The 13,383-nt window shown below is 71.5% G+C and carries 10 protein-coding genes; 3 read left to right on the top strand and 7 right to left on the bottom strand.

The genetic code is table 11. From position 1 onward, the window contains the following. Positions 1–104: 104 nt before the first annotated feature. The 3 genes from V2S66_RS13955 to V2S66_RS13945 form a co-directional block, all read right to left on the bottom strand. Positions 105–1,013, bottom strand: coding sequence for a carbohydrate ABC transporter permease (locus tag V2S66_RS13955; RefSeq protein ID WP_330795174.1), 909 nt, complete (start codon positions 1,011–1,013; stop codon positions 105–107). Between the two features lie 94 nt (positions 1,014–1,107). Next, positions 1,108–2,064 (bottom strand): carbohydrate ABC transporter permease, encoded by a 957-nt coding sequence (locus V2S66_RS13950; RefSeq protein ID WP_330795172.1) that lies wholly within the window; start codon positions 2,062–2,064, stop codon positions 1,108–1,110. Positions 2,065–2,152: 88 nt separating this feature from the next. Next, positions 2,153–3,523 (bottom strand): ABC transporter substrate-binding protein, encoded by a 1,371-nt coding sequence (locus tag V2S66_RS13945; protein ID WP_330795170.1) that lies wholly within the window; start codon positions 3,521–3,523, stop codon positions 2,153–2,155. 193 nt (positions 3,524–3,716) lie between these two features. Between V2S66_RS13945 and V2S66_RS13940 the strand changes: the two genes are divergently transcribed. Next, on the top strand, positions 3,717–4,760 hold the full coding sequence (locus tag V2S66_RS13940; RefSeq protein WP_330795168.1) for a LacI family DNA-binding transcriptional regulator: 1,044 nt from the start codon (positions 3,717–3,719) through the stop codon (positions 4,758–4,760). Between the two features lie 306 nt (positions 4,761–5,066). Continuing rightward, positions 5,067–8,033: a CBM35 domain-containing protein gene (locus V2S66_RS13935; protein ID WP_330795166.1), complete on the top strand. Its 2,967-nt coding sequence runs from the start codon at positions 5,067–5,069 to the stop codon at positions 8,031–8,033. Positions 8,034–8,119: 86 nt separating this feature from the next. Here the strand turns inward: V2S66_RS13935 and V2S66_RS13930 are convergent, their stop codons facing one another. Further along, complete coding sequence (locus V2S66_RS13930; RefSeq protein WP_033176054.1) at positions 8,120–8,323, bottom strand: cold-shock protein; 204 nt, start codon at positions 8,321–8,323, stop codon at positions 8,120–8,122. Positions 8,324–8,738: 415 nt separating this feature from the next. Further along, the gene (locus V2S66_RS13925; RefSeq protein WP_330795158.1) at positions 8,739–9,623 is read right to left on the bottom strand and encodes an NAD(P)H-binding protein; all 885 of its coding nucleotides are present in this window, start codon (positions 9,621–9,623) and stop codon (positions 8,739–8,741) included. Positions 9,624–9,706: 83 nt separating this feature from the next. Here V2S66_RS13925 and V2S66_RS13920 point away from each other — a divergent pair, with 83 nt between their 5' ends. Beyond that, the gene (locus V2S66_RS13920; protein WP_330795156.1) at positions 9,707–10,270 is read left to right on the top strand and encodes a TetR/AcrR family transcriptional regulator; all 564 of its coding nucleotides are present in this window, start codon (positions 9,707–9,709) and stop codon (positions 10,268–10,270) included. A 52-nt stretch (positions 10,271–10,322) separates the two neighbouring features. Here V2S66_RS13920 and V2S66_RS13915 read toward each other — a convergent pair whose 3' ends face one another. Further along, positions 10,323–11,195, bottom strand: coding sequence for a hypothetical protein (locus V2S66_RS13915; protein WP_330795153.1), 873 nt, complete (start codon positions 11,193–11,195; stop codon positions 10,323–10,325). Position 11,196: 1 nt separating this feature from the next. After that, a complete protein-coding gene (locus V2S66_RS13910) occupies positions 11,197–13,317 on the bottom strand; it encodes a polysaccharide deacetylase family protein (RefSeq protein ID WP_330795151.1) in 2,121 nt (706 codons plus the stop codon). Positions 13,318–13,383: the final 66 nt, after the last annotated feature.

Below are 13,383 nucleotides of genomic sequence, written 5' to 3'. Positions count from 1 at the left end.
CCTTGTGTGGTGGGAGAGGGTCGCGCGGGGGCGCGAGCGGGAAGGGGCGAACGGGTGGAACAGGCGGACGGCCGGCGCGCGCGGTGCGGGCGGTCGCGGCCGGATCAGCCCTTGAGGGCGCCGGCGGAGAGGCCGCCGAGGATGTGCCGCTGGAAGAAGAGGAAGAGCACGATCATCGGCACCGCGGCGATCGACAGGCCGGCGATCATCTCGGTCGGCGGGACCTGCGTGGTCGAGGTCGACAGCCGGTGCAGCGCCACCGACAGGGTCTGCTTGTCGGGGTCCTGGAGCACCAGCAGCGGCCACAGGAAGTCCTTCCACATCCCCACCACCGCGAAGATGGAGATCACCGAGAGCACCGGGCGCGACAGCGGCAGCACCACCCGCAGCAGGGTCTGCAGCCGGGAGGCGCCGTCGATGCTGGCGGCGTCGAGGAGTTCGCCGGGGATCTGGTCGAAGAACCGCCGCAGCACGTAGATGTTGAAGGCGTTCGCCGCTCCCGGAAGCCACAGCGCCCAGGGGGTGTTCAGCAGGTTGAGGTGGAGCAGCGGCAGGTCGGAGACGGTCAGGTAGGCCGGCACCAGCAGGGCCGCGGCGGGCAGCATCAGGCTGGCCAGCATCCCGGCGAAGACCGCCTTGCCGAACACCGGCCGCAGCTTGGACAGCGCGTAGGCGGCGCACACGTCCACCGAGATCTGGATCAGCCAGCCGCCGGCCGCGTACCAGACGGTGTTGAGGAAGAAGTGCGCGATGTCCATCTGGGTCCACGCGTCGCGGTACGCGGTCAGGTGCACGGACTTCGGCATCAGCGTCGGGGTCTGCGCGGCGAACTCGCGCGGGGTCTCCAGCGCCGAACTCGCCATCCAGTACAAGGGGAAGAGGAAGGCCGCGGCGAACAGCACGGTGGTGGCGGTCAGTACGGCGAAGTAGACGGCGCGGTAGCGGGGCCTGGCCAGCTCCTGGTCGGAGATCAGGCTGCGGGGCGCCGGCGCGGCGGACGCGGGTTCGGTCATGGGAGTGTCCTCGGTGGTCCTCGGTGGTCCTCGGTCGGTGCTCGGCGGGCGCCGGCGGTCCTCGCTGGTCGCCTGCGGTCCTCGGCGCGCCGTCCTAGTCCGCCTCGCGGGTCAGCCGCAGGTACAGCGCGGCGAAGACGCCGAGCACGGCGAACAGCAGCACGCTCATGGACGCGGCGAGCCCGAAGTCGTTGTTGACGGCGAAGGCGTAGCGGTAGATCAGCGTCATCACGGTGATGGTCGACGGGTCGGTGAAGCCGGTGAGCTGGAACGGCTCGATGAAGACCTGCATGGTCGAGATGATCTGGAGCAGCAGCAGGACCAGCATGATGAAGCGCATCTGCGGGAGCGTGACGTACCGCAGCCGGGCCCAGATCCCGGCGCCGTCCAGCTCCGCCGCCTCGAACAGTTCGCCGGGGATGGCCTGGAGGGCGGCCAGGTACATCAGGGTCGCGCCGCCCATGTTGGCCCAGGTCGAGACGAGCACCAGCGAGATCATCGCGGTGTGCGGCGACTGGATCCACTGCGAGGTGGGCAGGTGGGCGCCGCGCAGCGCGGTGTTGAACAGGCCGTCACCGGGGTCGTAGAAGAACTGCCACAGCATCACGCTGACGATCGGCGGCAGCATCACCGGCAGGTACACCGCGACGCGGAAGTACGCCTTGAAGTGCCGCAGTTCGTTGAGCAGCACGGCGATGGCGAACGGCACGGCGTAGCCCAGGAGCAGGGCGAGGCCGGTGAACTCCGCGGTGTTCTTCCACGCGGTCCAGAACAGCGGATCGGCGAACAGATGGCGGTAGTTGCCCAGGCCCACCCACTGCGGCGCGGTGATCAGGTTGTCCTGCTGGAAGCTCAGGATGATGCCCCGGACCAGTGGATACCAGGAGAAGACCGCGAAGCAGACGATGCCGGCCGCCATGAAGGCGTACGCCAGGGCGTTGTCGGCGACCCGGCGGCGCAGCCGCGCGTGCCGCGCCGTGCGGGTGCCCGGACGGTCGCGGGCCGGGGCCGCGGGGGGGCCGGGACGGCGGGGGGCCAGAGAGGTGGCCATGGGGAACTCCTTCTTCGGCGCCCGCGGGCCGGCCGGTGGAGGCACGACGGGCCCGCGGGCAGTGCAGGGTGGTCTTCCGGGCGGGCGGCTACTGCGCCGCGAGCAGGGAGTCGACCTGCTGGGAGGCGTCCGACAGCAGGGCGTCGATGTCCGCGCCCTTCTGGGTGAGCACCTTGGCCATGGCGGTGTCCAGCACGGCGTAGATCTGCTGGGCCTTCGGCGGCTCCAGCACCAGCGGGATGCCGGGCAGGGACTGCTCGAAGGGCGCGTAGTTGGCGACCGGCACGTTCGCGTGCTTCTTGTCGGCGGCGGCCTTGGCGTCCGCGGCGGCGCCGGTCCAGATGTTCGGCTCCGGCAGGCCGACCGGCTGCTTGGCCTGGGAAGCGCGCGCGGCCCCCATCTCGATCCGGTCGGGGTTCTCGTACTTGAACATCACCCAGGCCATGGCGGCCTTGATCTGGTCGGGGGTGTCCTTCGGGTTGAACATGAACCCGCCGCCGCCGGCCAGCGTGCCCTTGCCGTCGGGGATCGGGCCGAGGCCGTAGTCCTTGGAGTCGCCCTTGTACTGCGCGGCGATGGTGGGGATGTTGTCGGAGGTGGCGAGGTACATCCCGAGCTTGCCGGAGCCCATCATCTGCAGCAGGTCGGCCCACTCCAGCAGCTGCCGCTGCCCCATGGAGCCGTCGGTCCAGCGCATGTCGTGCAGCTGCCGGAGGACCGCCTTGCCGGTGGCGTTGTCGAAGTCGGCCTTCCAGGAGCCGTCCGGCTGCTGCTTGGCGACGTCGCCGCCGCGGGAGTACATCTCCGCGGTGAAGTGCCAGCCGCCGGTGTTGGACTTGCTGTAGTCGCCGTACCCGACGACTCCGTGGCCGAGAGCGGCGATCTTCTTCGCGTCCGCGCGGACCTCGTCCCACGTGGTCGGCGGGCTCGCCGGGTCGAGTCCGGCCTGCCGGAACAGCGCGCGGTTGTAGACCAGGCCCATCGAGTAGTTGCCCTCGGGCAGGCCGTAGGTGTGGCCGCTCGCGTCCTGGAACACCTTGCGGAGCTGCGGCTTGACCTGGTTCACGGCAGGGAACTGCGACAGGTACGGGGAGATGTCGGCCGCCTGGTGCTTGGCGATCAGACCCGCGGGGTCGGTGTAGTAGACGTAGAAGGCGTTCTCCAGCTGGCCGCCGGCCAGCTTGGTGGAGAAGGTCTGCGGGTCCATCTGGCCCTCGTGCGGCACCACCTTGATCTTCGGGTGGAGCTTCTCGAAGGCCGACACGTCCTGCAGGAAGATCTTCCGGTTCACCGGGTCGGTCTTGGCAGGCATGTCGTTCACCGTGACGGTGACGGTGCCGTCGGCGGATGTCGATGGGCCCGAACCGCCGCCGCAGGCGCTCGCGGTGAGCGCGAGGGCTGCCGTCGTGGCGACGATGAGGGAGATGCGGGCTCTGCTGCCCGCCGGGAAACCGGTCATGGATCGTCCCTGGTCATGGGGGTGGTGGAGGGGCGGCCGCTCCCCGAGGTGACGCACAAGTTACGTCGCCCTCACCAGGCATGCAATACGGAAGCACATTTACGCAAAAACAACACGTATTCTTCAGCACATCGCGAAACGAGTGCAAGAATCGCGCACAAAATCTACGGGCGATGCCGTATATAGTGCGCTCATGGTGCGCAAACTCGTGCAGGTGGCCCAGAAGGTGGGCGTCAGCGAGGCGACGGTGAGCCGGGTGCTGAACGGCAAGCCGGGGGTGTCGGACAGCACCCGGCAGGCGGTGCTGACGGCACTTGACGTGCTGGGTTACGAGCGGCCCACGCAACTGCGGGGGGTGCGGGCGCGGTTGGTCGGCCTGGTGCTGCCCGAGTTGCAGAACCCGATCTTCCCCGCGCTGGCCGAGGTCGCCGGCGGCGCGCTGGTCCAGCTCGGCTTCACCCCGGTGCTGTGCACCCGGTCGGCCGGCGGCCTCACCGAGGCGGAGTACGTCACGATGCTCCTGGACCAGCAGGTCTCCGGCGTCATCTTCTGCGGCGGGCTCACCCCCGACGAGAGCGCGACCCTGAAGGAGCGCGGCGTCCCCGTCGTCCTGCTCAACGCCGCCGTGGACCACGGCGGTTTTCCCCAGGTGTCGACCGATGACGTGGCCGCGGTCCAGCAGGCCTACGCCCACCTGACCTCACTGGGCCACACCCGCATCGGCCTCATGGTCGGCCCCGCCGACCACACCCCCTCCCGCCGCAAAGCCGCCGCCTTCACCACCCTCGCCCGCCACACCACCACCGGCAACACCACCACCGGCAACACCACCGCGACTGGCACGGGAACCAGCACCCACCCCATCGGCCACGCCCTCTTCTCCTTCGAAGGCGGCCAAGCCGTCGCCACCGAACTCCTCACCACCGGCATCACCGCCCTCATCTGCGGCAGCGACATCCTCGCCCTCGGCGCCATCCGAGCCGCACGCCGCCAAGGACTCACCGTCCCCCACGACCTGTCCGTCGTCGGCTACGACGACTCCGCCTTCATGAACTACACCGACCCACCCCTCACCACCCTGCGCCAACCCATCGAAGCCATGTCCCGCGCCGCCGTCACCCTCCTCGCCAACCAGATCCACGGCACCAACCCCACCCCCAAAGAACTCCTCCACGAACCCGAACTCGTCGTCCGACACTCCACCGCACCGGCGCCGGGCGCCGGCGCCGGGCAGTAGCCGGCGGGCGGCAACGCCAGGAGGCCGTGGCGCGCCGGCCGGGCGAAGATCGCGCACCGGCCCCGAGGGCTTGCGGATTCCGAGCAAGAAGTCGACGGGAAAGCTTCGACACATGCACAGCCTGTCGTCGATCTGACCTGCCGCCGCCAACTTTCCCGCAGGTCAGGCCGCGGACGGGGGCCGACAGCCGGATTCCGCGCCGGCACCGCGGCCTTCCGCGGAATCGCCCCGCGCATTGCACCGGGATTGACGCGGCGTTACGGTGCCGCTCACTCAAGCACCCCCCTCCTGCTGCGGAGCCCACCCATGCCCGAATCCCCCCGGGGTACCCGTCTGCCCAGAACAGCGCCGGCCGCGGTCCTCACGCTGCTCGCCCTGCTGGCCGCCCTCGTCGGCTGGACCGCGCTGCACGCCACCGCGGCCGCCGGCACCGTCTACGAAGCCGAGTCGGCCGCCCTGTCCGGCGGTGCGGTCGTCGCCTCCGACCACACCGGCTTCACCGGCAGCGGCTTCGTCGGCGGCTACACCGACGCCGCCAAGGGCGCCGCCGCCACCACCTTCACGGTGAACGCCGCCACCGCCGGCGCGTACGTCTCCACCCTGCGCTACGCCAACGGCACCACCGCCACGCAGACCCTCTCCGTCTACGTCAACGGCGCGCGGACCACCCAGGTCTCGCTGCCGGCCACCGCCGACTGGAACACCTGGAGCACCCTCGCCACCGCCGTCGCGCTGAAAGCGGGCGGCAACACCGTCGCCTACCGCTTCGACAGCACCGACAGCGGCAACGTCAACCTCGACGACATCACCCTCGCCGCCGCCCCGGCCCCGCCCAGCGGCCAGTACGAAGCCGAGTCGGCCGCCCTGTCCGGCGGGGCGGTCGTCGCCTCCGACCACACCGGCTTCACCGGCAGCGGCTTCGTCGGCGGCTACACCGACGCCGCCAAGGGCGCCGCCGCGACCACCTTCACGGTGACCGCCGCCACCGCCGGGAGCACGCCGGTCACACTGCGCTACGCCAACGGCACGGGCAGCACCCGCACCCTGTCCGTCTACGCCAACGGCACGAAGGCGGTCACCACCTCACTGCCCGCCACCGCCGACTGGAACACCTGGGGCACCACCACCGAGAACCTGACGCTGAAGGCCGGGAGCAACACCGTCGCCTACCGCTTCGACAGCACCGACAACGGCAACGTCAACCTCGACGACATCACCGTCGGCACCACGACGACCACCCCGCCGACGACCCCGCCCACCACGCCGCCGACGTCCCCGCCCTCCGGCGGCCAGGTCTACGACGCCGCGACCGCCTTCTTCACCGGCGGCCCCTCGGTCGGCACGTCGATCTCCGGCTACGCCGGCAGCGGCTACCTCAGCGGATTCACCGCCCAGGGCGCCCAGACCCAGGTGGACACCGCGGTGCCGGCGGCCGGCAACTACGCCGTCTCCGTCGCCTACGCCAACTCCACCGGCGCCACCCAGACGCTCTCCCTCTACCTCAACGGCGTCAGGAACGCGCAGCTCAGCCTGCCCGCGGGCGGCGGCTGGCTGTCCGTGTCCAAGACGGTGGCGCTGCGCTCGGGCCTGAACCTGATCGGCCTGCAGCACGACGCGGGCGACAGCGGCAACGTCGCCGTCGACGGCGTGTCGGTCGCCGGCGGCACTGCGCTCGCCGCCCAGGGCGCGACCGCGCCGTACACCGAGTACCGGGCGGCCGACGCCGCCACCAACGGCACGGTGCTGCCGGTCAGCCGCACCTATCCCTCGCTCAGCTCCGAGGCCACCGGCCGCAGCGCCGTCCAGCTCGCCGGCACGGGCAAGTACGTCCAGGTCACCCTCGCCAAGCCGGCGAACGCCCTGGTCGTGCGCTACTCCATCCCCGACACCTCGAACGGGTCGCCCACCACCGCCCCGCTCGCCCTGTACGCCGGCGGCGCCAAGGTCACCGACCTCACGCTGACCAACAAGTTCGCGTGGCTCTACGGCGCCGGCTACTACGACACCAACAACCCCGCCGACGGCTCGGGCCACCACTTCTACGACGAGGTCCGCTTCCGCAACTCCGCGACCTGGCCGGCCGGGACCGTGCTGAAGCTGCAGAAGGACAGCACCGCCGGCGGCACCTTCACCCTCGACACCGTCGACACCGAGCAGGTCGACGCGGCCTACGCGATGCCCGCCGGCTACGTCTCCGCGGCGAACTACGGCGTCACCCCCGGCGGCGGCGACGTCACCTCGGCCCTGAACAGCGCGCTCAGCCAGCTCTCCGGCACCGGGCAGGGCCTGTGGCTGCCCGCCGGCACCTACTCCGTCTCGGGCCGGGTCTCGCTGAGCAACGTCTCGCTGCGCGGCGCCGGCCAGTGGTACACCACGATCCAGTCCACCTCGGAGAACGGCTCCGGCGGCCTGTACGCGACCGGCGGCCGCAACCAGATCGCCGACCTGACCGTCTCCGGTGACCAGACCTTCCGCAACAACGACCAGGGCGCGGCCGCGATCGAAGGGGCCTTCACCTCAGGGTCGCTGATCCTCGACGTGTGGATGGAGCACACCAAGGTCGGCCTGTGGGCGGTGCCCGGCACCGGTCTGGACGCGGCAGGTCTGCGCGTGCGCGACGTCTTCGCCGACGGCGTCCACCTCCACGGCGGCTCCTCGGGCTCCACGGTGGAGCAGTCCTCGGTGCGCAACACCGGCGACGACACGATCGCCCTGGACACCGAGGGCGGCAACGTCACCGACTGCACCGTCTCGCACAACACCTCGCAGAGCCCCATCCAGGCCAACGGCATCGGCGTCTACGGCGGCGGCGGCAACACGGTGGCCGGCAACGCGGTCAGCGACACGGTCGCCTTCGGCTCGGGCATCACGGTCAGCACCTACTTCGGCCAGAACTTCTCCGGACCCACCACCGTCCGGGACAACCTGCTGCTGCGCACCGGCTCCTACCACTCCAACTGGGCCACCGACATCGGCGCGCTGTGGATCTACGCGGCGAACCAGGGCGACATCACCCAGCCGGTGAAGGTCACCGGCAACACCATCAAGGACAGCACCTACCAGGCCGTCCTGCTCAGCTACGGCCACACGATCAGCAACCTGTCCTTCGACCACGACACGATCACCGGCGCCGGCACGTACGGTTTCGACATCAACAACGTCACGGGGAGCATGACGGTCAGCAACACCACCGTCAGCGGGGCCGCCTCGGGCGGCCTCAACAACCCCGGGGGCTACACCGTCAACCGGGGGGCGGGCAACTCCGGATTCTGATAAAGGAATCCGTGCTCGCCGGAAAAAGCAGCAGGCCGGGTCCCGCACCGAACGGTGCGGGACCCGGCCTGCTGTACGCGTCAGCGTCAGGCGGGAACGATGTTCTCCGCCTGCGGGCCCTTCTGGCCCTGGGTGACGTCGAAGTTCACCTTCTGGCCTTCCTGGAGCTCGCGGAAGCCGGAGGCGGCGATGTTCGAGTAGTGGGCGAAGACGTCAGCGCCGCCGCCGTCCTGCTCGATGAAGCCGAAGCCCTTTTCCGCGTTGAACCACTTCACGGTGCCAGATGCCATGTCATTCTCCTTCAGGGGCAGTGCCCGGAGTCCGCACTGCGCGGGCTCCGCGTCGCCGCGATGATTACCCCGTCCGGAAAACACCGGAAATACAAAAGCGCTCCCACCGCACACGGGCGACGAGGGCACTTGAAGTCTTTGGGAACCACAACTGCAACTCCTGGAAACCATAGCACGCTGCCGTCGATTATGTCGGAACCGTCGATTGTCAACCCGCCGGAGACAAAAAGACTGAAGCCGATCCGACGGAGATTCTGTACTCGCGGCAGCAGATAATGCGCGGTCGCGTTCGCGATTCTCCGCCGGTCCTGCCGCTGCCCGGATCAGGGCGTCGGCACGGCCCTGCCGCATTCCGTCCCCGCGTCCGTGTGACGGTGAGGCCCGCGCCACCCGGTCCAGCGGCAGCCGGCCCCCCTCACGGCGTCCGCGCGTCCGCGGCGGGCTTGAGCACCTCCCTGCACCAGGTCCGGAAGCCGGTGGCCGCCGGCTCGGCGCTCCCCCAGTCCTCGTCGTAGATGCCGCGATCCTGCGCGGCGAACGCCTCGGTCAGGTCCTCGACCGCCTGGTCGCTCGCGCCCTGGGAGCGGAGCAGCGACGCGTACGCCTCGATGCTCGTGCGGCGGTAGGCGACCGGACGCCCGAGTTCCTGGCCGATCACCTCGGCCATGCCGTCGGGGGTCAGCCGGTCGGGGCCGAACACCGGGAGGTTCCGCTGCCCGGTCCAGGACGGATCGGTGAGGAGGACCGCGGCGGCGGCGGCGATGTCCCGCGTCGCGATCGACGCGAGCGGCAGGTCGCCCGCGCAGGTCAGGGTGAACACGCCCTGCTCGCGGATGGCGTCGAGCTGCCGCAGGAGGTTCTCCATGTAGAAGGGCATGGACAGGGCCCGGTAGGCGGCGCCGGACGCACCGAGTTCGGCGTCCATGGCGAAGGCCGCCGAGAGGACTCCGGCCGGGGCCGGCCAGCCGTGCCCGGCGCTGGAGACCCCGACGACGTGGCCGACGCCGTGACGGGCGACGGCGTCGGCGCCCGCCCGGGCGAAGCGGAGATAGTGCGTCTCGGCGCTCGGCGCCGCGGGGTTCGGCGGGACGAGCCAGAACAGCGCCTCGGCGCCGGGCAGCGCCCGGTCGAGCACGGCCGGATCGTCGTGCGAGCCGGTGACGGCTTCGACCCGTTCGCGGACCGGGCCGTCCAGGCGCGAGGCGTCCCGGACGACGACCCGGACCTCCTCGCCCTGATCGAGCAGCTGCCGGACCAGCCGGCCGCCGATCTGTCCTGTCGGTGTGGTGACGACGATCATCGGATCTCCCCATAACATGAACCTGAACTCCGGTTCCGAATCTACGGCGGGCACCGCGCACCGTCAACTACAGTGGTGCCACCATGACCGCACCCGAGCGCCCGCTGCGCGCCGACGCCCGGCGCAACCGCGAGGCCGTCCTCGACGCCGCCGGCGAGCTGTTCGCCCGGCGCGGCGACGCCGTGCAGATGGACGAGATCGCCGAGCGCGCCGGCTTGGGCGTCGGCACCCTCTACCGGCACTTCGCCGACAAGCAGGCGCTGCTCGCGGCGATCATCGGCCGCAGGTTCGAGGCGATGACCGCGGTCGCCCGCGCCGCCGACGCGACCGAGGACCCCTGGACGGCGTTCGAGACGCTGCTGTACGGCTACCTGGAGTCCGTGGCGGCCGACGCCGCCTTCCGCTTCGCGCTCCTCGGCCCGCAGGAGCCGCGCTGGAACGACATCGCCGCCGAGAAGACGGACTTCTCGGCGATCACCGAACGCATCGTGCTGCGCGCCGTCGACGCGGGTCGCCTCCGTGCGGACTTCCACGCCGCGGACTTCGTCCTCATCACCCGCGGCGCCATGGCCAACATGAGCGGCACCGGCGACTGGCGCCGACACGTCACGCTGGTGCTCGAAGGCGTCCGCCGGGGCGGACGCTGACCCGACGGGGGTGCGGGTCCCCCGCCTTCGACCGCGTCCGGCGGACCGCCGCTCAGGACGCCGCCGTGGCCGTGAAGGCGCGGAAGAGCAGCTCGGTGTTGTCCGCCCGCAGGCCGACGCCGCCCGGGCGGCGCAGCGGGCCCGGCGAGGTGTCCAGTGTGCTGAGCACCGTCCGGCGGTCGATCTCCAACCGCAGCCGGACGCCGTGCTGTTCGTTGCGGGCGGTGGCCGTGACGGTGTGCCACGCGTCGTAGGAGAAGGCGTGCCTGGCCTCCTCCACGGTGGTGTAGTCACCGCCGTTCGCCGCGGCCGCGTCGCTCGCCGGGACCTTCCGCTTGATGACGACCACGCCGTCCCGGCGGCGGAAGCTGAGCGCGTAGAGCTCCTCGGGGCTGTGGTAGCGCAGCCAGATGTGACCGCCGTCGTAGTCCTGGCGCGGGGTGCGCGGGGTGCTGACGGGCCGGTGCAGCAGGATCGCGCTGCGCACCGTCACGTCGGCGAAGTCGCGGCGGCGCGTCACCAGCCGGAAGACCGCCGAGTCGGTGGCGGACCGCGAGTCGGTGCCGGTCTCGCCGGTGTCGGGCCGGCCGGTCCAGCCGTCGCCGTCGCGGGCGAAGAGCGAGCCGCTGGTCACCGACCAGTCCGCGTCGACCCGGGCTCCGGCGGCGCCGGGATGGCGGTACGCGTACTCGTTGGTGACCAGGCCGGAGTCGCCGAACTGCGCGCTGAAGGGCGGCGCCTGCGGGTCGTCGCGGTCCCCGCCGCCGCGTCCCCGCAGGCCGAGCACGGCCGCGCCGCCCCCGGCCACCGCGAGGACGCCGCCGGCCGCGAACAGCAGCCGCCTGGGCAGCGGCCGGCGCGCGGCCGCTGCCCGCCGGGCGCCGGGGCCGTCCGTGTCCGGCCGGGGGACGTCCGCCGGCGCCATCTCAGACGCTCTCGGACACGGTCGCGTCGGTCAGCTCCGGCCAGCTGCGACGGGTCAGGTCGCGGTAGGCGGAGAAGGCGACACCGCCGGTCTCCCCCTTGGCCAGCAGCGTCATCCTGCGCTGCCCGTCGACGGTGATCACCGTCGAGCTGCCGGTCACCTCGACCGCCAGCCGGTGCGCGGAGCCCTCCGGCAGGGTCCGCTCGCCGACGAGTTGCTGCTCGTCGGCGTCGCCGGAGAAGACCTGCAACCGGTCGCGCGCCACCTGCACGCTGATCGCCAGCGGGCTGCCCACCCGCACCCACACCGCGCCGCTGACGCCGTCGCCGGTGAGCCGGCCGACCGTCGCGCTGACCGTGTACCCGGTCCAGCCGCCGGTCCGGTCCGGCTCGTAGGCGCCGTACGCGGACAGGTCGAGCCCGTTGCGCGGCTCGATGCCGCTGTCCGAGACCCGCAACGGGGCGGCGACGCCCGGGGCGCTCAGCCAGGTGCCCGCCGGGTCCAGCAGCGCGGCGTCCGACACCGGCTGCTGCCCGGAGGCGCTCCGCGGCCAGGTCGTCGCCGCGTCGCTCTGCGCGGGGGCGATGCGCAGCGACGCGAAGGAGGGCCAGTCCGCCGTCCTGCGGTTGATGCCCACCCGGATGCCGACGCCGCCGGTGAGGTCGGCGCCGGTCAGCTTCGACGTCCACCTGACCGTGTGGGTGTCGTCCACCGTGGCGGTGGTCGTCTTCCCGCTCACGGTGACGCTGAGGCTGTGCGTGGGCGCCGCCGGCATGGACTTGGCGGCCACCCGCCGGTCGCCGATCAGCAGGCTGAGGGTGCCCTGGCTGACGCTGACGGTCACCGCCTCCAGGCTGCCGGTCCTGACCGTGACCGCGCCCTGGTTGGTGCCGTTGCCGAGGCTGTTGAGCGTCGCGGTGACCCGGTAGCCGGTCCAGTCAAGGCTGTTGAGCGGGCGGTAGTCGGCCGCCACGTACTGGGCGCCCGCCGCCGGCGTGACCCGGCCGGTGAAGGCGTCGAGGCTGGTCGCCTGCTTGCGGTCGCTGTTCACCCACTGGGTCGGGGTCGAGAGCGGGTCCGCGGCGCTGGGCGGCACCTGCAGCCAGGCCGCGATGCGGTCGAGCAGCTGGCCGGGGGTGGTGCTCTTGAGCACTTCGAGGCGCTGGACGGTGTGCGCGGCCGCGGCCCTGCGGCTGGCGGTGAGCGGCCGGCTGGAGACGTCCGACATCGTGGCCAGGAAGTGCTTCTCCAGCATCTGCTGGGCGGTCAGCGCGGGTGCGCTGACGTTGGCGCGGTCGGTCGCCTCGGAGAACGGGAAGGCGAACAGCAGCGGCTTGGGCAGTCCGTGGCCGGTGATGTCGTGGACCGATCCGGAGATGTCGCGCTCGACCCGGGCCTCGTACTCCGTCACGGTCTCCAACCGGTGCTGCTCGGGCAGCCACAGCCGGTTGGCGAGCATGGAGCCGAGGTGGCCGGCGGCGTCCACCGGTTCGCGCCGGTGCGAGTCCTGGGTGTGGTCCTGGAAGTCCCACCGCCCCGAGTCCGCCATCCGCTTGATCTCGTGCCAGGTCAGGTAGTACGGCCGGTCGTGGTCCACCCGCCCGGTGATCAGGAACGACGTGGCGTGCATGTGGTGCCGCGCGAGGATGCGGTCGCCGTACACCCACAGGCCGTTGGTGCCGTCGTCGAAGGTGATCAGCACCGACCGCGGCGGGGCGACCCCGCCGCGCAGGTAGGTGGCGAACTCCTCGGCGGTCAGCGTGCGGTAGCCGGCCTTCTCCAGCGCGGCGAGCTGCGCGTCGAAGGCCGCCGGGGTGACGACGTAGGGGCTGCTGCTGTGCGGGCTGATGTCGTGGTAGGTCAGCACCACCGGCGCACCGGTGGCCGGCAGCTCCTTGGCCGACCGCGTCCACGCGGCGACCTCGGCGCCGCTGAGGTGCTCGGCGGGCAGCGCCGACTGCGGGCTCATGTACTTCTGGTACTGGTAGTACTCGGCTGCGGCGTAGAAGGGCAGCGCGATCACCGCCAGCGCGAGTGCCACCAGCAGCACGCGCACCGGCCAGTGCCCGGCGCCCCGCCCCCGGTGCGGGCGGCGGGTGGCGACGGAGGTCAGCGACGTCACGGCAGGATGCTCCCCCGGGAGAGGACGACGGCGTACACGCCGCACACCACGGCGGCGGACAGCAGG

It is taken from the genome of Actinacidiphila polyblastidii (assembly GCF_036353415.1).
Taxonomy (GTDB): domain Bacteria; phylum Actinomycetota; class Actinomycetes; order Streptomycetales; family Streptomycetaceae; genus Actinacidiphila; species Actinacidiphila polyblastidii.
Note: the sequence above shows the minus strand (reverse complement) of the source record. Positions and strands in the feature narration are given on the sequence as shown.

Coding starts and splice junctions, on each gene's coding strand:
- V2S66_RS13955 (WP_330795174.1), bottom strand. CDS start 1,013: ATGACCGAACCCGCGTCCGCCGCGCCGGCGCCCCGCAGCCTGATCTCC.
- V2S66_RS13950 (WP_330795172.1), bottom strand. CDS start 2,064: ATGGCCACCTCTCTGGCCCCCCGCCGTCCCGGCCCCCCCGCGGCCCCG.
- V2S66_RS13945 (WP_330795170.1), bottom strand. CDS start 3,523: ATGACCGGTTTCCCGGCGGGCAGCAGAGCCCGCATCTCCCTCATCGTC.
- V2S66_RS13940 (WP_330795168.1), top strand. CDS start 3,717: ATGGTGCGCAAACTCGTGCAGGTGGCCCAGAAGGTGGGCGTCAGCGAG.
- V2S66_RS13935 (WP_330795166.1), top strand. CDS start 5,067: ATGCCCGAATCCCCCCGGGGTACCCGTCTGCCCAGAACAGCGCCGGCC.
- V2S66_RS13930 (WP_033176054.1), bottom strand. CDS start 8,323: ATGGCATCTGGCACCGTGAAGTGGTTCAACGCGGAAAAGGGCTTCGGC.
- V2S66_RS13925 (WP_330795158.1), bottom strand. CDS start 9,623: ATGATCGTCGTCACCACACCGACAGGACAGATCGGCGGCCGGCTGGTC.
- V2S66_RS13920 (WP_330795156.1), top strand. CDS start 9,707: ATGACCGCACCCGAGCGCCCGCTGCGCGCCGACGCCCGGCGCAACCGC.
- V2S66_RS13915 (WP_330795153.1), bottom strand. CDS start 11,195: ATGGCGCCGGCGGACGTCCCCCGGCCGGACACGGACGGCCCCGGCGCC.